The sequence below is a fragment of the Bradyrhizobium sp. 1200_D9_N1_1 genome (genome assembly GCF_052075915.1).
Lineage (GTDB): Bacteria > Pseudomonadota > Alphaproteobacteria > Rhizobiales > Xanthobacteraceae > Bradyrhizobium > Bradyrhizobium diazoefficiens.
Window position 1 is genome coordinate 1,979,052 of sequence record NZ_CP197226.1, and the last position, 19,357, is coordinate 1,998,408.

Annotated in this window: 21 protein-coding genes; 13 read left to right on the forward strand and 8 right to left on the reverse strand. The window is 64.5% G+C overall.

Features of this window, described 5'->3' with window-relative positions; all coding sequences use genetic code 11:
• Positions 1-2 precede the first annotated feature (2 nt).
• Positions 3-1,259 (reverse strand): GTP cyclohydrolase II, encoded by a 1,257-nt coding sequence (locus AB5K84_RS09575; RefSeq protein WP_011089972.1) that lies wholly within the window; start codon positions 1,257-1,259, stop codon positions 3-5.
• A gap of 376 nt (positions 1,260-1,635) precedes the next feature.
• Between AB5K84_RS09575 and AB5K84_RS09580 the strand changes: the two genes are divergently transcribed.
• From AB5K84_RS09580 to AB5K84_RS09590, 3 genes are all read left to right on the forward strand, one after another.
• On the forward strand, positions 1,636-2,763 hold the full coding sequence (locus AB5K84_RS09580) for a threonine synthase (protein WP_038965483.1): 1,128 nt from the start codon (positions 1,636-1,638) through the stop codon (positions 2,761-2,763).
• Between the two features lie 9 nt (positions 2,764-2,772).
• Positions 2,773-3,432, forward strand: a complete 660-nt coding sequence (locus AB5K84_RS09585) for a helix-turn-helix transcriptional regulator (RefSeq protein WP_011089970.1) — start codon at positions 2,773-2,775, stop codon at positions 3,430-3,432.
• Between the two features lie 110 nt (positions 3,433-3,542).
• Positions 3,543-4,349, forward strand: a complete 807-nt coding sequence (locus tag AB5K84_RS09590; protein ID WP_028172953.1) for a class I SAM-dependent methyltransferase — start codon at positions 3,543-3,545, stop codon at positions 4,347-4,349.
• A gap of 22 nt (positions 4,350-4,371) precedes the next feature.
• Here the strand turns inward: AB5K84_RS09590 and AB5K84_RS09595 are convergent, their stop codons facing one another.
• Together AB5K84_RS09595 and AB5K84_RS09600 are read right to left on the reverse strand one after the other, a co-directional pair.
• Positions 4,372-5,187 carry a DUF2927 domain-containing protein gene (locus tag AB5K84_RS09595; RefSeq protein ID WP_028172954.1) on the reverse strand — a complete coding sequence of 272 codons (816 nt, stop codon included), beginning with the start codon at positions 5,185-5,187 and terminating at the stop codon, positions 4,372-4,374.
• Between the two features lie 285 nt (positions 5,188-5,472).
• A complete protein-coding gene (locus AB5K84_RS09600) occupies positions 5,473-6,051 on the reverse strand; it encodes a L,D-transpeptidase (protein WP_028172955.1) in 579 nt (192 codons plus the stop codon).
• Between the two features lie 284 nt (positions 6,052-6,335).
• Between AB5K84_RS09600 and AB5K84_RS09605 the strand changes: the two genes are divergently transcribed.
• The 3 genes from AB5K84_RS09605 (at position 6,336) to AB5K84_RS09615 (ending at position 9,491) form a co-directional block, all read left to right on the forward strand.
• The gene (locus tag AB5K84_RS09605; protein WP_028172956.1) at positions 6,336-7,883 is read left to right on the forward strand and encodes an acetolactate synthase large subunit; all 1,548 of its coding nucleotides are present in this window, start codon (positions 6,336-6,338) and stop codon (positions 7,881-7,883) included.
• Between the two features lie 37 nt (positions 7,884-7,920).
• Entirely contained in the window at positions 7,921-8,439 is a 519-nt protein-coding gene (locus tag AB5K84_RS09610) for a hypothetical protein (protein ID WP_011089965.1), read from the forward strand.
• A 191-nt stretch (positions 8,440-8,630) separates the two neighbouring features.
• The gene (locus tag AB5K84_RS09615; RefSeq protein ID WP_038965484.1) at positions 8,631-9,491 is read left to right on the forward strand and encodes a L,D-transpeptidase; all 861 of its coding nucleotides are present in this window, start codon (positions 8,631-8,633) and stop codon (positions 9,489-9,491) included.
• 201 nt (positions 9,492-9,692) lie between these two features.
• Here the strand turns inward: AB5K84_RS09615 and AB5K84_RS09620 are convergent, their stop codons facing one another.
• The 3 genes from AB5K84_RS09620 to AB5K84_RS09630 all read right to left on the reverse strand — a co-directional run bounded on the left by AB5K84_RS09620 (position 9,693) and on the right by AB5K84_RS09630 (position 12,870).
• Positions 9,693-10,421, reverse strand: coding sequence for a ZIP family metal transporter (locus AB5K84_RS09620; protein WP_162494155.1), 729 nt, complete (start codon positions 10,419-10,421; stop codon positions 9,693-9,695).
• Between the two features lie 352 nt (positions 10,422-10,773).
• Positions 10,774-12,309, reverse strand: a complete 1,536-nt coding sequence (locus AB5K84_RS09625) for a peroxidase family protein (protein ID WP_011089962.1) — start codon at positions 12,307-12,309, stop codon at positions 10,774-10,776.
• Between the two features lie 327 nt (positions 12,310-12,636).
• Positions 12,637-12,870 carry a DUF3551 domain-containing protein gene (locus tag AB5K84_RS09630; RefSeq protein WP_038965478.1) on the reverse strand — a complete coding sequence of 78 codons (234 nt, stop codon included), beginning with the start codon at positions 12,868-12,870 and terminating at the stop codon, positions 12,637-12,639.
• 268 nt (positions 12,871-13,138) lie between these two features.
• Here AB5K84_RS09630 and AB5K84_RS09635 point away from each other — a divergent pair, with 268 nt between their 5' ends.
• The 4 genes from AB5K84_RS09635 (at position 13,139) to AB5K84_RS09650 (ending at position 15,418) form a co-directional block, all read left to right on the forward strand.
• Positions 13,139-13,477: a hypothetical protein gene (locus AB5K84_RS09635; protein ID WP_011089961.1), complete on the forward strand. Its 339-nt coding sequence runs from the start codon at positions 13,139-13,141 to the stop codon at positions 13,475-13,477.
• Positions 13,478-13,622: 145 nt separating this feature from the next.
• Positions 13,623-14,108, forward strand: a complete 486-nt coding sequence (locus AB5K84_RS09640) for a hypothetical protein (RefSeq protein ID WP_011089960.1) — start codon at positions 13,623-13,625, stop codon at positions 14,106-14,108.
• A gap of 97 nt (positions 14,109-14,205) precedes the next feature.
• Positions 14,206-14,694 (forward strand): transcription elongation factor GreA, encoded by a 489-nt coding sequence (gene greA / locus AB5K84_RS09645; RefSeq protein WP_011089959.1) that lies wholly within the window; start codon positions 14,206-14,208, stop codon positions 14,692-14,694.
• 46 nt (positions 14,695-14,740) lie between these two features.
• A complete protein-coding gene (locus AB5K84_RS09650; protein ID WP_011089958.1) occupies positions 14,741-15,418 on the forward strand; it encodes a hypothetical protein in 678 nt (225 codons plus the stop codon).
• Positions 15,419-15,601: 183 nt separating this feature from the next.
• Here AB5K84_RS09650 and AB5K84_RS09655 read toward each other — a convergent pair whose 3' ends face one another.
• Positions 15,602-15,874, reverse strand: a complete 273-nt coding sequence (locus AB5K84_RS09655) for an AbrB/MazE/SpoVT family DNA-binding domain-containing protein (RefSeq protein ID WP_038965479.1) — start codon at positions 15,872-15,874, stop codon at positions 15,602-15,604.
• 366 nt (positions 15,875-16,240) lie between these two features.
• On the opposite strand from AB5K84_RS09655, the gene AB5K84_RS09660 reads away from it, so the two are divergent.
• Together AB5K84_RS09660 and AB5K84_RS09665 are read left to right on the forward strand one after the other, a co-directional pair.
• Positions 16,241-16,837: a hypothetical protein gene (locus AB5K84_RS09660; protein WP_162494154.1), complete on the forward strand. Its 597-nt coding sequence runs from the start codon at positions 16,241-16,243 to the stop codon at positions 16,835-16,837.
• 67 nt (positions 16,838-16,904) lie between these two features.
• On the forward strand, positions 16,905-17,996 hold the full coding sequence (locus AB5K84_RS09665) for an XRE family transcriptional regulator (protein WP_011089955.1): 1,092 nt from the start codon (positions 16,905-16,907) through the stop codon (positions 17,994-17,996).
• 358 nt (positions 17,997-18,354) lie between these two features.
• Here AB5K84_RS09665 and AB5K84_RS09670 read toward each other — a convergent pair whose 3' ends face one another.
• Positions 18,355-18,876 (reverse strand): hypothetical protein, encoded by a 522-nt coding sequence (locus AB5K84_RS09670; RefSeq protein ID WP_038965480.1) that lies wholly within the window; start codon positions 18,874-18,876, stop codon positions 18,355-18,357.
• A gap of 90 nt (positions 18,877-18,966) precedes the next feature.
• Between AB5K84_RS09670 and AB5K84_RS09675 the strand changes: the two genes are divergently transcribed.
• Complete coding sequence (locus AB5K84_RS09675; RefSeq protein ID WP_038965481.1) at positions 18,967-19,356, forward strand: Rap1a/Tai family immunity protein; 390 nt, start codon at positions 18,967-18,969, stop codon at positions 19,354-19,356.
• Position 19,357 lies beyond the last annotated feature (1 nt).

Below are 19,357 nucleotides of genomic sequence, written 5' to 3' on the forward strand. Positions count from 1 at the left end.
GATCAGTATTTTTCCAGCGAACGCCCGACCACGCCGTTGACGTCCTTCTCCGGCGCGATGTCGGTCGAGTAGTAGCCGGCAGCCTTCTTGGCCGCGATCTCGACATAGGCGTCGGCTGGAATCAGCTCCGGCGGGATCGGCACGCGCTCGACGATGTCGATGCCCTGCGAGGTCAGCGCGTCGTGCTTCATGTCGCTCATCGACAGGAAGCGGTCGATGCGCTTCAGCCCCAGCCAGTGGATGGTATCCGGCATCAATTGCTGGAAGCGCGCGTCCTGCACGCCGGCGACGCATTCGGTCCGCTCGAAATAGGCGGCGGCGGCATCGCCGTCCTCCTGGCGCTTGCGGGCGTTGTAGACCAGGAATTTCGTGACCTCGCCAAGCGCGCGGCCTTCCTTGCGGTTGTAGACGACGAGCCCGAGCCCGCCCTCCTGCGCGCCGCGCGCGGATTCCTCGATGCCGTGGATGAGATAGGGCCGGCAGGTGCAGATGTCGGAGCCGAACACGTCGGAGCCGTTGCACTCGTCATGGACGCGGCAGGTGATCTTGGTGCGATGGTCGGGCAGCTTGCTGACGTCGCCGAACATGTAGACTGTGGTGCCGCCGATCGGCGGCAGGAACACCTTCATGTCCGGCCGCGTCACCAGCTCCGGGAACATGCCGGCGGTCTGCTCGAACAGCGTGCGGCGCAGCTCGGTCTCGCCGGTGCCGAAGCGCGTGGCGAGGCCCGGCAGATACCAGACCGGATCGATCGCGATCTTCACCACCGACACGCTGCCATTGGCATGCACGACCTCGCCGTCGGCGCGCAGCCGTTTTGCGGCCAGCGCCTCGCGGATCTCGGGCAGGTCGAGCCGGGCGCGCGTCACCGCGATGCTCGGCCGGATGTCGGAGCCCTCGGCGATCTCCTTGCCAAAATTCTCGGCGACGAGATGCCCCCAGGGGTCGAGCGCGACGATCTTGGCCGGATCGTTCCATTGCGGAAACGGCCCGATGGTGGCTGCCGGAAACGTGTTGGTGAGGTCGGGACGCCTGATGGGATCGAGCGCCCCGGCGGAGACGGCGAGCGCGCGGTACATCGCGTAGGAGCCGCCATGGCTGCCGATCACGTTGCGATCCCCAGCGCGCGACACCGTCCCGATGATCGGCCCGCGGGTGCGCGCATCGGCTGCGCCCCAATGGATCGGAAAAGCGGCCTTCCTGCCCGGCTCCGGATGGGAGGTCAGGCGGATGTGATCGGTACGGTTCGCGCGGCTCATGTCCAGGCTCCCAAAAAGCCAACGGCCCGCCGCTCGGACGGGCCTGGCTCACTTTGCGTTGCCAATGCGGAGCACCGGCGGCGCAAGCACAATCCAACATATTGTAGCGGCCGAGCGCGACAGACAAGTTAATGCTGGTGCGCCCGGCAGGCGCTCATCGCCAAATTCCATCGTCGGCGAACCCAGTCCGGTCCGCGTGAATCCCGCGCCCTCGCTCCGGCCGAACCTTGCCGTTCGATCCGTGCGATAGGACTAAGGATTTGAAATAGTTTTGGTTTTCCTGTTTTCAAGAGGTGTTGTGGCGATTGCGCTGCGACTGGACAGAACGTATATAATCAGACAAATCGTGTAGATCATCTCTGCCATGGAGTCTGCCATGCCCGCCGCCAGCTACATCGACCCCCGCACCGGAAAGCTCTATCCGCTCGACCAGCCGCGCTGGTGCTCGGACCAGCGCACGCCGCTGCTGGTGACACCGGGGGCCGGGATCTCCCGCGAGGAGGTTGAGCCGCGCACACGGTCGCTGTGGCGCTACCGGGCGGCGCTGCCGGTCGAGATCAAGAATCCGATCACGCTCGGCGAGGGCTGCACGCCACTGGTGCAGCAGCAGTGGGGCGACCTGCGCCCGCTGTTCAAGCTCGAATGGTTCAACCCGACCGGCAGCTTCAAGGACCGCGGCTCGGCGGTGATGCTGTCCTTCCTGCGGCAGATCGGCGTCGACGCCATTCTGGAGGACTCTTCCGGCAATGGAGGCTCGTCGATGGCGGGGTTAGGTGCCGCCGGCGGCATGCGCGTGAAGATCCTGGCGCCGGCCTCGACGTCGCCGGCCAAGATCGCGCAGGTGCGCGCTTACGGCGCGGCGGTGCAACTCGTCGAAGGGCCACGCGAGGAGTCGGAGGCCGACGCGATCCGCCAGTCGAGCCAGACTTTTTACGCCAGCCACAACTGGCAGCCGTTCTTTCTCGAAGGCACCAAATCGCTCGCCTATGAAATCTGGGAAGACCTCGGCTTCCGCGCCCCCGACAACGTCATCGTCCCCGTCGGCGCCGGCAGCAGCCTGCTCGGTTGCGCCTTCGGCTTCCGCGAGCTGCTGAAGGCCGGCCAGATCGCGAAGCTGCCGCGCCTGTTCGCGGCACAGCCGCAGAACTGCTCGCCGATCGATGCGAGCTTCAAGGCCGGCGTCGATACGCCGGTCGCGCGCGAGGTGAGCAAGACCATCGCCGAGGGCACCGCGATCAAGAATCCCCTGCGTCTGCGCGAGATCATCGCCGCCTTGCGCGAGAGCGGCGGCGGCACCGTGGCGCTCGCCGAGGACGAGATCGTCGCCGCCCTGCGACGACTTGCACGGCAAGGCCTGTTTGCCGAGCCGACCAGCGCCAGCGCAGCCGCCGCGCTGGACAAGCTCTCCGCCGCTGGCGCCATCAAGGCGAACGAGACCACGGTCGCGGTGCTCACCGGCACGGGGCTGAAGGCCGCCACAATCGTCGCCGATCTCGTGCAGTAGGGCCGGGCGATGAGCCGCAGCAAATCCGCGTCCGCCGCATCGGGCAGGGCCACGGCCGAACGAAAGCTGCTGTTCGACCAGTTGCAGCAGATCGCGCAGGGGCTGGGGGAGACCTTTGCGCCGTTCTGCGAGGTCGTGCTGCACGATCTCACCGATCCCACGAACGCGATCGTCGCCATTCACAACAACCTGTCGGGCCGCAAGGTCGGCCAGGGCGCGACCGAGCTTGGCCTCGCCCGCATCGCCGATCCCAACTACGCGCAGGTGATCTCGAACTACGCCAACAGCTTCGCCGACGGACGGCAGGCCAAGAGCACCTCGATCGGCATCAAGGGCGCGGACGGTTCATACGTCGCCGCCCTCTGCCTCAACGTCGATCTGACGCTGTTCCAGGGTTTGCAGAGCGCGATCGGCCAGTTCGTCAGCGTCGATGCGCAAAACAATCCGCGCGAATCCCTCAACCCCGTCGGCGCCGACGCCATCCGCGCCCATATCGACCGGTTCGCCGCGCGCCGCGCCACCACGCCCCGCGCGCTTTCCACGGAAGACCGCCGCACCCTGCTGCGCGAATTGCGCGATGCCGGCAGCATGCAGGTGCGCCGCGCCTCCGACATCATCGCCGCCCATCTCGGCGTGTCGCGCGCCACGGTGTATGCCGATGCGAGGTGAGGCGGTCCGCCAGCCGGAACGCAGTGCCGTTGCGACCATCAGCCCGCGTTGAACCTTCCGCGTCCGTCGCCCGCCTCATGGAGATCGACCTCGAGCGATGGGAGAGTTCCATGACCGCGCAGGATCCGTTTGCAAGTTTCAAGGCTGTCCAGAAGGAAGCCTGGTCGCTGTTCACGCCGATGGAGGTTTTCACGACACCGACCGCCGCCAAGCTCGTCGGTTTTGCCGGCGTTGCCGCCGGTCAAAGGCTGCTCGACGTCGGATGCGGCACCGGCGTTGTCGCGATCACGGCGGCGCGTCGCGGGGCAAAGGTGAGGGGTCTCGACCTGTCGCCGGTTCTGATCGAGCGCGCCCGCGAGCATGCGCAACTGGTGAACCTCGATGTCGACTTCGTCGACGGCGACGCGGAAAGCCTGCCCTATGGCGACAACGAGTTCGACGTGGTGCTCAGCCAGTTCGGCCACATGTTCGCGCCGCGCCCGGACGTTGCCATCGGCGAGATGCTGCGCGTGCTGAAGCCTGGCGGCACCATCGCGTTCTCCACCTGGCCGCCGCATCTGTATGTCGGACGGATGTTCGCGATGATCGGCCGCCATCTGCCGCCGCCCGAGGGCGTGGCATCACCGGTGTTGTGGGGCGATCCGAAGATCGTCGCCGAGCGTCTCGCAGGGAAAGCGAAGGATCTCTCTTTCGAGATGGACATGATGACGCCGTCGGCACTCAGCCCGCAGCATTTCCGCCGCACCATGGAATCGACGATCGGGCCCTTGATCAAGCTCGTCGCCCAGTACAAGGACGAGCCGGACAAGCTCAAGAGCTTCCGTGCCGAGTTCGAGGCGCTGATCTCGGAGTATTTCGACGCCGGCCACAACGTGATGCGCCAGCAGTTCCTGATGACGAAGGCAAGGAAGGTGTGAGGCGGCGAGAGGTAAGAATCCCTCACTCCTTCAGATCGTTCACCCGCCTCACCCAGGCGCGCACGTCGGTGAGCACGGCGGGCAGCACCGCCTTGACCTCCAGCACGGTCATGCCGGGCTTGATGCGGGGGTCGTAGAGCAGGTTGAGGATGTATTGGTCGTAGACGTCGAAATAGCCCATCGAGACGTTGTCGTTGAACATGGTCCAGGGCACGCTCGTGGTGTCGTTGATCGGACCGAGCGACTGCAGCAGCTCCTCATAGGCGCAGTCGAGGAAGGTGAAGTCGCCGTTGTCGACGGTGAGGATGACGTCGGAATGCTCGATCTCGAAATTGTCGTTCTTGCGGAAGCCGGACAGGCATTGCGGATCGAGCGAGGTGCGGATCTCGCGCGCCTTCTCCGCGCCGTAGAAGCTCGAGATGGTGCGGAACAGATCGCGGTCGCGCACGAGCTTCACCCGCACGTTCGCCGCCTCGCTGCTGCCGGCCATGGCGATGTCGAGATGCTGCACGCGCGTGCCGATGTCGGCGACGACCTTGGCGAGCTGTGTCTTGCGGTCGGCGCGGTCGCTCTCGGCGAACACGCGCACCGGACCGTCGAATTTGCGGATGCGGTCGACGCGGCCGGCGAGGTGGTATTCGGCGCCGAAAGCGGTCTTGAGAAAACCCTCGACGATCTCGCTGTCGGTAAAGCTCTTCTTCTCGGCGCGCTGGCGCGAGGCGATCGCGGGCAATTCGCCTGCGGCGGCCATGGTAGCGGTGTCAGGCACACCGGTGAGCGCTGCGAGCGCCAGGAGGGCGATGCGGAGGGAAAGCGAGGGCGGATTCAATGCGCTCATCGTCACCCGACGCTGCCGTATTCGCGTCGCGCGCACAAGACCGCAAATTCACGCGCCCTGCGGGTTCCCGCCAATCATCTGTAGCAAAAGCGTGACAGACTTCGTGTGATCCAGCCGAAGCTGCGGCTCCCTCAACCTCTCCCGCTTGCGGGAGAGGTCGCCGCGTAGCGGCGGGTGAGGGCTCTCTCCTCTGGGGGATTGTCCCGTTGCGGTGAGACCCTCTCCCCAACCCTCTCCCGCAAGCGGGAGAGGGAGCACACCACGTGCGTGGAGGCCAATTGCGCTTCAGTTGTTCAGCACGACCACGGTGGTGCCGACCGAGACGCGGCTATAGAGGTCGCTGACGTCGTCGTTGGTCATGCGGAAGCAGCCCGAGGAGACGGCCTGGCCGATCGTCTCCGGCTCGTTGGAGCCGTGGATGCGGTACAGCGTCGAGCCGAGATACATCGCGCGCGCGCCGAGCGGGTTTTCGATGCCGCCCTTCATGTGGCGCGGCAGGTCGGGCCGGCGGGCCAGCATCTGCGACGGCGGCGTCCAGTCCGGCCACTCCTTCTTGGCGGTGATCCTGTGCACCCCGCCCCAGCGGAAGCCGTCGCGGCCGACGCCGATGCCGTAGCGCAGCGCCTGGCCGTTCTGGAGCACCAGATAGAGCCGCCGTTCGGAGGTGTTCACCACGATCGTGCCGGGGGCATAGTTGCCGGAGTAGTTGACGGTGGTGCGGGGGATCGGGCTCGAGCCGCCGCGGAAGAAGTTCGGGCCGCCGCCCATGATGTCGCGCGAGTCGAACTCTTCGGCAAAGGCGCCGCCGGCGGTGGCCGTCAGCAGTGCAATGGCGGCAATCGGCGCGGCAAAAAACCGGATCATTGTTTCCCCCAGCAAAAAAATCGATTCAACGAAGGCCACAGGCCATATTTGCCGGCATTTCGCAAGCCACGGCCCCGTGAGGCAAGTCCTTTCCGAACAAGCCAACCATTAACGAATGGCGTTACCAAATCGGCAACCGGGCCAGTTTGCCAAAAAGCGTTAGCCAAACCAGCGCGTCGCGGCGCGGGGCAGGGCCGCGATGCCCCCTATTGCTTTGACGGATGCCGCGAACAATGATTGGTCAGATGGATCACTCGAAATCGCCGGTTGTGGGAGCAAAAAGAATGAACGGTGCGGAAAGCCTGGTGCGGACGATGGTCAAGGGTGGGGTCGACGTCTGCTTCACCAACCCGGGCACCTCCGAGATGCATTTTGTCGCAGCGCTGGATCGCGTGCCGGGCATGCGCTGCGTGCTCGGCCTGTTCGAAGGCGTGGTGACGGGCGCTGCCGACGGCTATTTCCGCATGAAGGGCACGCCGGCCTCGACCCTGCTGCATCTCGGCCCGGGCCTTGCCAACGGCCTTGCCAATCTGCACAACGCCAAGAAGGCGAATTCCGGCATCGTCAACATCGTCGGCCAGCACGCGGTCTACCATATCGGCTACAACGCGCCGCTGACCTCCGACATCGAGGGCCTCGCCCGGCCGATGTCGTCCTGGGTCCGCACCTCGCCGGATTCCAAATCGGTTGCCGCTGACGGCGCCGCGGCGATTGCCGCCGCCAAAAGCGCGCCGCCGCAGATCGCGACCCTGATCCTGCCCGCCGACACCGCCTGGAACGAGGCCGACGGCATCGCCGAGGTCCCGGCCGAGCAGCAGCGCGCGAGCTATTCGCCGCAGGCGGTCGAGCAGGCCGCAAAAATCCTGCACGGCGACGGCGAGGGCACGCTGCTGCTGATGACCGGCAGCGCGCTGAGCGAGCAGGGCCTCGCGCTGGCCGAGCGCATCGCGGCCAAGACCGGCTGCACCGTGATGGGCCCGACCTTCCGTCCCAAGATGGCGCGCGGCCGCGGCCGCTTCTCGATTGATCGCATCCACTACGTGATCGAGAACGCGCTGCCGATGCTGGCGAAGTTCCGCCATATCGTGCTGGTCGAGTCCGACGATCCCGTGGCGTTCTTCGCCTATCCGAACAAGCCGAGCGTGCTGAGGCCCGAAGGCTGCGACGTCCATCGCATGACCTCCTGGGGCGAGAATTCGGTCGCGGCGCTGGAAGCGCTCGCCGGCGCGGTGAAGGCCAGTGCCAAGGACGTCAAGCCGCAGGCAGTGCAGGAGCTGGTCAAGCCGACCGGCGCGCTGACCCACGCGTCGATCGCGCAATCGATCGCCTATGCGATCCCCGAGAACGCGATCCTGGTCGATGAGTCGCTGACCACCGGCCGCGCCTTCTTCCCGCCGACAGCCGCCGCCGCGCCGCACGACTGGCTGCAGAACATGGGCGGCTCGATCGGCTTCTCCACACCGCTCTCGATCGGCGCCGCGATCGCCTGCCCGGACCGCAAGGTGATCACCATGGTCGGCGACGGCAGCGCGATGTATACGATCCAGTCGCTGTGGACCCAGGCGCGCGAGAACCTCAACATCGTCACCATCGTGTTCGCCAACCGCATCTACCAGATCCTGCGCGGCGAGTTCGACAATGTCGGCGCCGGCGAGCCCGGCCAGCGTGCCAACGACATGCTGCGGCTCGACCGTCCGACGCTGGATTTCGTGGCGCTGGCCAAGGGCATGGGCGTGCCCGGCCGCGCCGTCACCAACGCGGACGAGTTCAACAAGGCACTGGCCGAAGCCGTCGCCGAGCCCGGGCCGCGGCTGATCGAAGTCCAGATGTAGGGCGTATCATACGGAGCGCCGAGGGCCGGGGGGCACGATGCAGACCGAGCTGAACAAGGTGATCGCGGCGCTCCGGGACTTCTACGCCCACGAAGGATTCCTGTTCGAAAAGGACATCGGCGAGCGCGCGATCACGCATCGCTTCGCCGTGCATCTGGAGAAGCAGTTCGCCGGCTGGTCAGTCGATTGCAACTACGACCGGCTCGGCGAACGCACGCTGCATCTGCCGCACGGCACCATCGTCTCGACCGACGACCATCTGGACAAGTCGATCTATCCCGATGTCGTCGTGCATCAGCGCGAGATCCCGAACAATTTGCTTAGCGTCGAGATCCGCAAGGCGAGTAATCACACGTCGGTGACGCACGACCAGCACAAGCTGCGGGCGCTGACCGATCCGCATGTCTGGTTCGCCTGCTGGATCGGCGTGCTGCTGGTGCTGGACAAGCACCATGTGACGATGTCGGAGGTCTATGTCGGCGGCCTCGTCGATGAGCCGCTGTCGCGCTGGTTCGCGACGCGCCTCGCGGAGCTCGGCCTCGGGGCTTCGCGCTAGGGTCCGCTTGGCCAGCAGCGACGGCTTGTGACCCGAAGCCGTCGTTAACGAAACAGCGGAGCGTGTCCGCTTCGCGTCACAAGAGTCCGGCGTTAACCACCGTCAACGGGTTCCAGTCTGAGCGGGATCGCTTCGAAGTTTCTTAAATGTTGCCGGGTACCTCTCTTGGGCATGATGACCTGGGGAAAGACATGAGCAAGCGGGCCAAACGTGGAAAGGCGAAGACGTTCGCACTACCGATGGCCGCGAGAGTTGCAGTTGGCGTCGTGGCCGTCGCCGCGTTGGGGTACGGTTTGCTGTCTCGCCCGGCGAGCGTGCAACCGATAGGGAAGCCGTCCGCACCCCAAGCCATGGCATCGTCATCCCCGGTTTACGTGGCAACTCCGGTTCATGCATCGGCGCCAGCTCCGGCTCCGATTCCGGCCCCGGCGCCGCTGGTCGAACCGCCAAAAGCCGCTGACGGTCCCGGCGCACTTGTCCGGCAGGTGGTTGACTACGCCAGCCACCAGACACCGGGCACTGTGATCATCGATACCCAAAACACATTCCTCTATTTCGTTCTGAACGACAGGCAGGCGATGCGCTACGGCATCGGTGTTGGCCGCGAAGGTTTCGCATGGTCCGGTGAGCAGACGGTGGCTCGCAAAGCAGAATGGCCGGATTGGCACCCGCCTGCGGAGATGGTCTCGCGTCAGCCTTATCTGCCGCGGTTCATGGCCGGCGGTCCCGGCAACCCGCTCGGCGCCCGGGCGATGTATCTGGGCGAGACGGAGTATCGAATTCACGGCACCAACAAGCCCGATACGATCGGGAAGCGGGTTTCGTCCGGCTGTATCCGGCTGACCAACGAGGACGTCGTGGACCTTTACGAGCGGGTGAAAGTCGGAGCGAAAGTGATCGTGCTTCCGGCAACCGCTGCCCGTCGGCCATCCCAGGGAGCGCCGCCTGACGCCGCTTCCCGATCGCCGGACCCGGCATCGCCGTCAAACCGGCCTTCGGCAGCCAACGCGCAGATGCTGTCATCCGGACCGAAGATCGCCGAGGCCCAGTAACCTAGTTCTCCATCTTCGGTCTGCAACTGAAGACAATGAGGCAATTCAAGTCGTCGCTTTTAAGACAGCTTCTGGCCCCAAGCGGTCATTGGGCCGCAGCGTCGGCTGCCAATTGTTTGCCCGTTCTCCTTCGCCGCGCAGCCACAAAGTGCTAGGTTCTGGACGTCGCGGCGACTGCGCCCCTCGCTCGCCAGACAGCACCTACTTCAGCAGCAAATACTGGAAGGCTACCATCCCGGCAAAGGCCAATGTCACGGTCACGCCAACCACGCTTGCCGGCGCATCCTTGTTGGCGTCGGGAATCAGTTCGGCGAACACCATCCAGACCATCGCGCCTGCTGCGATGCCTAAGCCTATCGGCAGGAACGGCGCGAAGGCGGTTACGGCCAAATAGGACGGCACCGCCATCAACGGCTGCGGCAGGCTGGTGAAGATGCTCCACAGCGCAGCCTGCCAAACCGGCATGCCGCGGGGCACGAGCATGAGACTGATTGCGAGTCCCTCCGGGATGTTGTGCACGGCGATGGCGGCGGTGATGAAGATCGCAAGCTCGTCCGAGCCGCCGAATGAGACGCCGACGCCGACGCCCTCAGCAAAGGAATGCGCCGTCATGACACCGATGAACAGCAGCGCTTTGCGTGCGTCGAGCTCCGAGAGGTCGGCGATAGCGGCATGCTGCCGTTTGCCGACTAACGTCCTTCCCGCCAGGATGCCGCCGAGCCCGAGCAGCATGCCAGCCACCAGCCGCGCTGGGCTGAGCAAGACGCCCTCTGCGACCAAGCTGTGGGTAGCTGCGAACATCAGGCCGCCAGCGGTCGCATTCGCGATCGACACCCAATAGGGGCTTAAGCGCCGCACGAACAGGAATGGCAGTGCGCCAAGCCCAGTGGCGAGCGCGGTGAGAATCGCCGCGACGAGAACGGTTGCCATAGCCATCCTAAAAACTGTAACGCCTGGCGCCGCTCGCACCATTGTCTAAGATCAAGTGCGCGGATACGAGTTGGTCATCAATCAGAAGCCGGCCAACGCGCCTGGTATCTCCGTCCCGTCGAGCGTGCCGATGTCCGCTCCTGGCCCAAGGCCGAACCGATGGCCTGGCGGGCTCAATGTCGCCTTCTGAGCGCAAACCGGACGCGACGAGTTCATGAGGGCGAGCCCGAGAGCTGACTGATCTTCAGCTCTCGATGCGCGTTAGGAACCCGGTCACTTCTCCCCGTCGCGTGCGATGACAAAAGGCCGCTCGCGTGATGCGGGCGGCCCTCGCGTCATCGTCCGCGTAGGCTCAGTGCAGCGGATCGCCCTGGCCGAGTGCGTAGGCAACGATGTCCTTCAGCGCGAAACTGGCGCCGGTCACCGGCGTCCATTGCGGATCCTGCGACAGCACGGAGGAATTGTCGCCGAACATCATGCCGAGGAACACCTCGGCGACGATGCGACCGCCGACGGGGCCGAGCTGCGGCGTCTTGACGGTGCCGGGGCCGCCCGTGACGGGGATCGGGACGTCGGCTGGGGACTGCCGCGCCTCGGCCAGGATGTAGGTCCAGAGCGGGCAATTGCCGGCGAACACGCCGTTCGCGATGGTTGCGATCCCGGTTTGTGGATCGCCTGCGCCAGGCTCGTCCACGGCCTTGCCGATGATGATCTGATCGTCCGTCAGCGGCGTCAGGTTCATCGCCCTGGCGACCGCCTGGCCCGAGGGCAGGCCGAGCCGCCAGCCGCGCTCGAGATTGCGCAGCGCCAGCGACGACGGATTCGACGCGACTTCCGGCGGCAATTTGCGCAGCGGATCCACCAGCGAGGCATCGATGCGATAGGCGAACTGGAGCCGCCGCTTGTTGTCGGGGTTGGTGTCGTCGTCCTCGACGCCGTAAGGGCGCGTGTCGAGATCGATGAAGCGGCCCCAGTCCATGGCGCGTCCCGGGCCCATGGCGCGGAAACCGGTCAGCGCGTTCGTGTCGGGATTGTGGGGGTCGGGGAAGATCTGCAGCAGCATGTTGCCCGCATCGTTCAGGCGATAGCCGGGGCGGATCATGGAATGGCCGAGACGGTAGGCCGCAACCGAGAACTCGACCGGCATGAACGGATAGGTCTTCCAGTGATAGTGGGCGAGCTTGCTGCGGTCGTATTGGCCCGCGGTCTTCAGTTCATCCAGCACGTCGGCCTTGACGATGCGCGGCAGGAAGTCGTTCAGCACGACGTACTGATAGTGGAAGCGGACGCGCTGCTGCACCTCTTCGAACGACAGGCTGTCATTGTCGTCGACCATGCGGTTGTGAAAGCGCAGCATCAGGGCCTGGAACTGCGAGACGATGCTGTTCTCGTCGTTGCGGGGATCGCCGATCAGGGCGCGGCCCTTGAAGCGCGGCAGGTCGCTGGCATCGGGCACGCCCGCGCCGGTCAGCTTCTCGCCGAGGCGGAACTTGATGCCGTCGTACATGTAGGGCTGGTCGTTCGGACCGCGGCCGTAGAGATTGTCCAGATCGAGCGCCGGCGTGCGGAAGTCGACGAGCCCGTCGGGATCCTGCTGCTTGGTCAGCGAACTGACGGGATCGAACGTGATGTCGTGGTCGATGAACTGGCCGAAATAGGTGTAGAGCGCGGGAATGCCGCTCTCCTCCGCGTCCGGTCCGTCCTTCGGCCCATCGAAATCGGCGACCATCTTGTCGGCCAGCGCGGAAAGGTTCGCGACATTGTCGGCGTCGTTGGGACCGAATTTCGCCGGGGCGAGCTTGCGGAACATGCGGCCGAAGCGGCCTTGCGAAAGCGACGAACGCGTTGCGTTCAGGCCGCGCGGAGTAATGCTGTGGCGGCTGCTCATGAATGACCTCCCTGGAAAATCACGATGGAAACAAATCGAGCTGAAGTTGTTCGCGCTGGAATATGCAGGCTAGGCTAGACCACGCCCGCCGAAAGCGAGATAGATCACAATTGTCAGGCATCGACGATTTTTGGGGGGAGGGAGCGTTGCGGACAAGCTGCGGCAGGGCTTTGCAAATTTTTCCCAAAGCGATGACGGATAACATTCTCGTCATCGACGGGTGCAAGCGGCTTGGCGCAGCGTCGGTTCGCCGGCGGCGCGCAGCGGACCGTCTTTTCGTAAAACTGTGGCGGCGCGCGCGCGTCATGCGCGCACGCCGCAAATTCGTCAGTAATAGCGCTGCTGCGAGAACGCGTAGCGCGGGTTGACGCCGCAATAGGCCGACGTGCCGGAGGCGGTGGCCTGGCACTGCTGATAGGTCGCGAACTGGCAGTTGCCGGGATAGCCCCAGATGCGGCCTTGCAGGCAATATCTGTCGTTGGTGGCGTGGGCCTGGGCCGCCGGGAATGTCGCGGCAATCAAGGCCACGAACGATGCGAGAGTGAGGATGGTGCGACGCATTTCAGTCTCCCTTTGGGAACGGTTGGATGTGGAACACCAGCTCGAACCGCGTGTTCCGGGACTTGCCCGACACTTTGTCGTGCTTGTCTTGGTGTCCGCAGTGGGCGCTGCGTTCGACGTGCGTCTATGATGAGGCAAGCCGCGGCGAGTAATGTGATCTCGGCCACAGTTCGCGGCCGGGTTCCGGCCTACCCTCGGCGAATGTGCCCACGTTGCTCCCGAAGGCCTACGCTTTGCCTCATTCGGGTCAGTTATTTTGGAGGTTCTGATGCAAAGGTCATATTTGCTGGCTGCGACAGCAGCGCTGGCGCTTCTCATGCAAACGCCGCTCGCGCTGGCGCAGAGCGCTCCAGCCGCCGGCGGGACCCCGGCGCCTGCGGCGACGACCGCCGCCCCGGCCGCGTCGACGACAACGCCGAGCGCGACCACCGACACGCCAGGCCAGCCGTCCGACTCCAAGAAGAGCGCATCGAAGAAGCCGGCGAAGAAGAAGATGACGCGGCAGCAGGAGATCAATCATTCGATCGACACCGGCACGGTGCCCGCGCGCTATCGCAGCTCGGTGCCCAGGCAGTACCAGCAATATATTCCGTTCGAGAAGCAGTGATGGATCGCACGGCGGCGCGGCGTAATTGGACGCGCGCGCCGCCGGGGCAACACGGAGGCGGCCCTGGCGAGCGGGAGGCGGACTACACATACGTTGTGGCGATCTGCCGGAGCAGTGCTAGAGTAGGCCAAAGCCGGGGGACGTAATGAGTGACGACGTGAAGGATGCTGGCCTTGTGGCCATGATCAGCAGCATCCTGGGAGGCAACAAGCGCGCAGACGTCGTCGCACCGCCGCCGCTCACCGAGGGTCCACCGACAGCGCCGACGAATGGATTTGAGCCGGTCGAGGCGTCTATCCCCGAAGCGGCACCGGCCAAGCCCGACAATGCGTCCAATGCCGAGCCTGCGGGCGCCAAGCCGGCCGAACCGCCCGCAAAAATCGCCACGACACCGGATGGCAAGCGATTGCTGCCCGCGGAAGCGATTGCCGATCTCGTGCTCGGCGAGCTGCGCAAGCTGGACGACTTTCCCGCGTCCGGCGTCTCGGTCACGGTCTACGGCTACCGGCATTGGAACGCGATGATCACCTTCGCGCCATTCTCGACCACGTTCCAGAACGCGACGCGGTTCCGCCAGGCCATGCCGGACCTCGTCTTCAAGCTGCGCCGTTTCGTCCAGCTTGAGATATAGTCCGGGCAATCGCCCGTGAGGTGCGGACGCGCGATCCCCGGGGATTGCGGCGCGAACGCACCGCCGTTAGCCAAAGCAGTACGACAGGATTTACGAATTGAGCGTCGCCTTTACCAAGGAAGAAAGCGCCGAAACCGCGTCCGAGACGCTGTTGCCGGATCGGCCGATCTCGCCTCATCCGAACCTCGTGACCGAAGCGGGCTTGCAGGCCTTGCAGACGCAGCTTCAAGAGGCGCGCGAGGCCTATGAGGCCGCGCAAGCCATCGACGACGTCAACGAGAAGCGCCGGCAGTCCGCGGTCCCCCTGCGCGACGCGCGCTATCTGACGGAACGGCTGCGCACCGCGCAGGTCATTCCCACCCCGGCCTCGACCGACACCGTCGCCTTCGGCAGCACGGTCACCTTCAGCCGCCCTGATGGCCGCGTACAGACCTATCGCATCGTCGGCGAGGACGAAGCCGATCCGAAGGCCGGCTCGATCTCGTTCGTCTCGCCGGTCGCGAGGTCGCTGATCGGGAAGGCGGTGGGAGACGTCGTGGGAGCGGGCACGCAGGAGATCGAGATTCTGTCGATCGGATCGTGCTGATATCGATGGTCTGTGCTGTGCCCGCGCAACAAAGCCCGATGGTTGGATGAGACGGTTTCTGTCGGGAGCGTTGCCGTTCTACGCGCTGGCTGGACTAGCCATGTGCATGTACCTCGTCCTGTACAAGACCGATCTCTTCGACTTGAACGCCATCGTCGAGGGGGCGACCGGGTCACCGTGGTTTCCGGTCTTCATGTTCGTCTGCGTGCTGCTGGAGTCGGTCTTCCCGTATTTTGGCTATTTTCCCGGGACCGCCCTCATCCTGATGTCCGTGGCGCTCAATCCGAAGCCTGCGGATGTCTCCGTCTTTATCGTGGCGTGGCTGGCCATCATCGTGGGTGCCGTCCTGAGTTACGGACAGGCTCGTTTTTTCAGACCGCTGTTGCAGCGGGTTGCCTCAAAAGCGGCACTGCGCCGGTGTGAGTCCCTGCTCGACGCCTACGGTCCCTACGCGCGCGTTGCCTTGTTCGTTCACCCCAACGCGTGCGCGATGTATTTCACGGCACTCGGACTGCTCGGCCGTAACCTGACGCGAGAGATCGTCCATCTTTGCGTGGGGGCAGCGGCCTCCGTGGGCGTTCTGTTCGTCGTCGTGACCAGACTTGTATCGTCGGTAGGCGCCACCGATGATGGCGAATTGCAGCTGCTGCTGGCGGCAGCGCTGGTCGCCATCGGGACCCTCGTCGGCCTCTACGCGGCCTTGCGGCCGGCTCGGGCCGCCTGAAGCTTGATCCGGAAGAGTGCGAAGCGGTTTTCCGACCAAGGAGCCCAGCTCATTCGCCTCGCGTGCCCTCGACGTCGTGGCTACGCGTGCAGCCCTCGTGGAGGGGGCGTGCGCTTCAATCGGTGCGGTCTCACGCCTTGCTGGGGATGATCGCTCGTCAAATAGCGAACGACCAGATTGGTATCAATCGCGAGCATGACGTCGTCGCGCCTCTGCGGCGATGCCCGCCTCCATCTCTTCCACGCTCTTGGGCTTGCCTCGATAGGGTAGCGACGCGAAGACGTCCGCCGGCTTGGCCGCGGGGAACGGCGAGGATGGCTTCAGAAGCACTCCGTCCGGTGTGCTCTCGATCGTCAGCCGCGTACCCGCCCTCCAGCGGTGCTCCTCGCGGATCGCCTTCGGCAGGACGACCTGGCCCTTGGACGAGACGGTCGTTGTCAGCTTGTCGGCAGCCATCGGGACATCCCCGGTAAGACGTAAGTAAGATATGCCGGGCTCATTCGTCGGCCAAGGGCGGAGCGGACTCCGATCGTCGCAGATGATGCCATCCAGCTGGTGTTTTGCCCGACAAGTCAATCGATCTTCGGAAAAGGCGTAACGCGTATCCGACTCATGTCGGCTCCTGTGCATGAGGTTGTTTTTGTGCGCCGGCGCCGCGAGGCACCACCCTCTAAGTGCATAACATCGACGGACTCTAGGCTATAAAATATAAATAAATCAATTGCTTGATTGTATCATGCAACAAATGTGAAAATAATTCCTCGAATTTGGCATTTTCTGGTAAGGTTCCCAAGCCGATTCACCTTGGAGCCCCGTGCCCACATGTCGCTGCCGATCGAGAAGGAAGTCCGCGAGGTCCTCAAGCCCTATAACAAGCGGGTCCGCAAGGTCCTCGACAAGGCCTTCAAAGACTTCCTTGCCAGGCGCGGCGCCGGCAACATCTACAAGCGCACCGACTCCGCCGACGTGTTCGACAGCGTCATCCGGGCGGCGATCGCCGAGTTCAACAACAAGCCGGGCACGGTGGTGTTCGACGGCGGCTCGACGGCGCGCTTCTTGTTCGAGGGCAAGGTGCTCGTCCGGTTCAAGAAGGCGGTCCGCCGCGGCAGGGGCGGCAACATCCGCACCGGCGCCAACGACAACTTCCTGGATCCAGCGATCCCGTTCGCGGACGCGCCGTCGGCGATGAAGGTCGAGATCTGCTGGAAGGTGAACGAGCTCGGCACGGGCTATGACTCTGTCCACGTGACGGCGCGCAACGGCGATGGCCAACTCTGGAGCTATGAACTGCCCGGCGGCAACCAGGGCATCATCGAGTTTCCGCAGAAGACTGCCGTCCCGCAGCAGCCGCGCCGCCGCAGCGTCGCCAAGCTCAAGGACACGGCCAAGAACAAGAAGAAGGGCGGCGAGGCGTCCTAACCGCCCTCAGGCGGTTAACTGGGCGTAAACGAGAATCGTCGCCGACTCCTGGGTGAAGGACTGCTAAATGCCAAAGACTGGGACCATGCTGCGCTTGGCGCGGCAGTTGCGCGGATTCCCGCAGAACGAAGCGGCGGAATGTCTGCGCGTGCCCAACGCCGAACTGTCGCGCATCGAGAACGGACTGAAGGAGCCGAGCGAGAAGCTGCTGGCGGCCGCAGCCGAGATCTTTTCGGTGCCGCAGGAGTTCTTCGCGCAGACCGACGCCGTCTACGGCGCGCCCGTCAGCGTGCACGCGCCGATGTGGCGCAAGAAGTCGAACGTGTCTGCGACAGAGCTCCATCGCATCGTCGCTGAACTCAACGTGCGCGTCATGCACCTTCGCAGGCTGCTGGAGGCGACCGACTTGGAGCCGGTGAACAAGCTGCCGCGCCTCGACGCCGACGAGTACGACAACGACGCCGAAAAGATCGCGGGTCTCGTCCGTCGGTTCTGGCAGGTGCCGGAGGGACCGATCCAGGACATGACCGCGCTCGTCGAGGACGCTGGTATCTTGGTCGCGCACTCCGACCTTGGCGGTTCGTCAGTCTCCGGCGTTCGCTTCTCCGTGCCCGGTATGCCGCACATCATCGTTCTCAATCGTTCGCATCCGGCCGACCGCATGCGCTTCACGCTGTGCCACGAACTCGGCCACGTGATCATGCACTCCTTCCCGACGCCCGAGATGGAGGACGAGGCCGACAGGTTCGCGTCGTGCTTCCTGGTGCCCACCGAGGACTTCAAGCAGTCCGTCGCAGGCCGCCGCGTGGATTTGCGTACGCTGGCCGCCCTGAAGCCGGAGTGGAAGGTCTCGATGGGCTCGCTGGTGTTCGCCGCCGAGCGCGCCGGCGCCCTGAACAAGACCCAGTCGCAGTACATCTGGAAGCAGTTCAACATCCACAAGATCAGGCTCCGCGAGCCGCCCGAACTCGACTTCCCGGCCGAACAGCCACACACGGTAAGCGACCTCGTCGCGCTGCACATCAACGACATGGGCTACACGCTGGCCGACTTGTCGAAGATGCTGAAGATGAACGAGGTCGAGGTAGCCAAGACTTACGACATCGATCTGCCCGGCGACGGCAAGGCGCGCGGCTCGCACCTACGCATTATCCAGTGACCGGAAACGACTGAGCCCGCACACTGGCCGGTGTGCGGGCTCCCCTGTCAAAGGGTCGTTGCGAGAAGATACACGATGGCCATGGCCACACGTGGATCTATTGAAAGGCTTATTCTCAAGCTTTTCTCCTTTCTAGTTGGAGGCTTGGACCAAGCGGTTTCGGGTTTTTCGGCACCGCGCGATGCCTGTCATTCTTTGTGGCTTCCGGTCACAAGTCGTCCGGGACGATGCGTTGTCCGGCCAACGAGATCGAGCGACTTTTGTCCTGGTCGCGGCACTCCGGGTCGTCACTCCGGTCGCCCGCAGAAGTAGCCTAAAACCCGTCGTCTTGCCATCATTTGGTTGTGAACGGCGAGCGCTACCTGGTGACGATTCCCTTGGCGCCGGCGATGAACCAATTCCATTTCTTCTTCTTGTCGATCTCGGGTCGGTCGGCGCTGAACTGGAATTTGTGGCTGCGGCCCGGATCGATACGCATGGACACCGTCGGGTCCGGCGGCAGGCCGGTGTAGATCACGCCGGGCTCTTGGTAGAGGAAGTTGTCGACCCGGAAGTATTCCGGCTGCCCGTCGGCGATGACGATGCCGAACGTGATCTCCGTAACGATGTAGCCGGTGTCGTTCTTCACCTCGGCGGTGAAGCCCGCCGTGTTGCTGATTCCGTACCGTCCGTAGCCGCCGCCGACGATGCGGAGACCACGGAGGTCGCCCTCGTCGATTACCACCGAGTTCTTGCGGAGGCAGGCTTCCTTGATCGCCTTCGCGGCTGCATCGGAGGTGACGCCAGCCATCTTGTTGAGCACGCAATCGTCAAAAGCGTTGGCCAGCGCAGGGCCCGCCCAAGCGAGGGCGGCAGTCGCCAAAAACACGATTTTCGTCACTCGGCCCTCTCGATTCCGACCCCGGTTCCGACCATTATAGCCGCAACTTTGGGGAGAGTGATGGGCGGGATCCGAGCGAGTTTGGTTGCGATGGCACTCGGCCTGGCCGGGACCGCGGCGGGCGCGGCCGAGGTGCCTCCGACGGCATTCTATTCCGGCAACGACATCTACGATTGGTGCCGCTACGACCGGCGCGCAGCCTTCAGCTACGTGGCCGGCCTGTACGACTCCGCTGCCCACGCCGCGGCGGTGATCGATTCTGGACGGCACTTCGGCAAGGACTCGACGAACAACGACGTCGAGATCGACTTCGCGCTCAACCGGGTGGTCGGCTACTGCAAGCCCGACCGCGCCACGCTCGAGCAGGTGACGGACGTGTTCTGCACCTACCTCAAGGACAACCCGTCTAAGCGCGACGGCCTGCCGGCGATCATGTTCCCCGATGCCCTCAAGAAGGCGTGGCCCTGTCCCGGACGGTGAA

Coding starts and splice junctions, on each gene's coding strand:
- AB5K84_RS09575 (WP_011089972.1), bottom strand. CDS start 1,259: ATGAGCCGCGCGAACCGTACCGATCACATCCGCCTGACCTCCCATCCG.
- AB5K84_RS09580 (WP_038965483.1), top strand. CDS start 1,636: ATGCCCGCCGCCAGCTACATCGACCCCCGCACCGGAAAGCTCTATCCG.
- AB5K84_RS09585 (WP_011089970.1), top strand. CDS start 2,773: ATGAGCCGCAGCAAATCCGCGTCCGCCGCATCGGGCAGGGCCACGGCC.
- AB5K84_RS09590 (WP_028172953.1), top strand. CDS start 3,543: ATGACCGCGCAGGATCCGTTTGCAAGTTTCAAGGCTGTCCAGAAGGAA.
- AB5K84_RS09595 (WP_028172954.1), bottom strand. CDS start 5,187: ATGAGCGCATTGAATCCGCCCTCGCTTTCCCTCCGCATCGCCCTCCTG.
- AB5K84_RS09600 (WP_028172955.1), bottom strand. CDS start 6,051: ATGATCCGGTTTTTTGCCGCGCCGATTGCCGCCATTGCACTGCTGACG.
- AB5K84_RS09605 (WP_028172956.1), top strand. CDS start 6,336: ATGAACGGTGCGGAAAGCCTGGTGCGGACGATGGTCAAGGGTGGGGTC.
- AB5K84_RS09610 (WP_011089965.1), top strand. CDS start 7,921: ATGCAGACCGAGCTGAACAAGGTGATCGCGGCGCTCCGGGACTTCTAC.
- AB5K84_RS09615 (WP_038965484.1), top strand. CDS start 8,631: ATGAGCAAGCGGGCCAAACGTGGAAAGGCGAAGACGTTCGCACTACCG.
- AB5K84_RS09620 (WP_162494155.1), bottom strand. CDS start 10,421: ATGGCAACCGTTCTCGTCGCGGCGATTCTCACCGCGCTCGCCACTGGG.
- AB5K84_RS09625 (WP_011089962.1), bottom strand. CDS start 12,309: ATGAGCAGCCGCCACAGCATTACTCCGCGCGGCCTGAACGCAACGCGT.
- AB5K84_RS09630 (WP_038965478.1), bottom strand. CDS start 12,870: ATGCGTCGCACCATCCTCACTCTCGCATCGTTCGTGGCCTTGATTGCC.
- AB5K84_RS09635 (WP_011089961.1), top strand. CDS start 13,139: ATGCAAAGGTCATATTTGCTGGCTGCGACAGCAGCGCTGGCGCTTCTC.
- AB5K84_RS09640 (WP_011089960.1), top strand. CDS start 13,623: ATGAGTGACGACGTGAAGGATGCTGGCCTTGTGGCCATGATCAGCAGC.
- AB5K84_RS09650 (WP_011089958.1), top strand. CDS start 14,741: ATGAGACGGTTTCTGTCGGGAGCGTTGCCGTTCTACGCGCTGGCTGGA.
- AB5K84_RS09655 (WP_038965479.1), bottom strand. CDS start 15,874: ATGGCTGCCGACAAGCTGACAACGACCGTCTCGTCCAAGGGCCAGGTC.
- AB5K84_RS09660 (WP_162494154.1), top strand. CDS start 16,241: ATGTCGCTGCCGATCGAGAAGGAAGTCCGCGAGGTCCTCAAGCCCTAT.
- AB5K84_RS09665 (WP_011089955.1), top strand. CDS start 16,905: ATGCCAAAGACTGGGACCATGCTGCGCTTGGCGCGGCAGTTGCGCGGA.
- AB5K84_RS09675 (WP_038965481.1), top strand. CDS start 18,967: ATGGCACTCGGCCTGGCCGGGACCGCGGCGGGCGCGGCCGAGGTGCCT.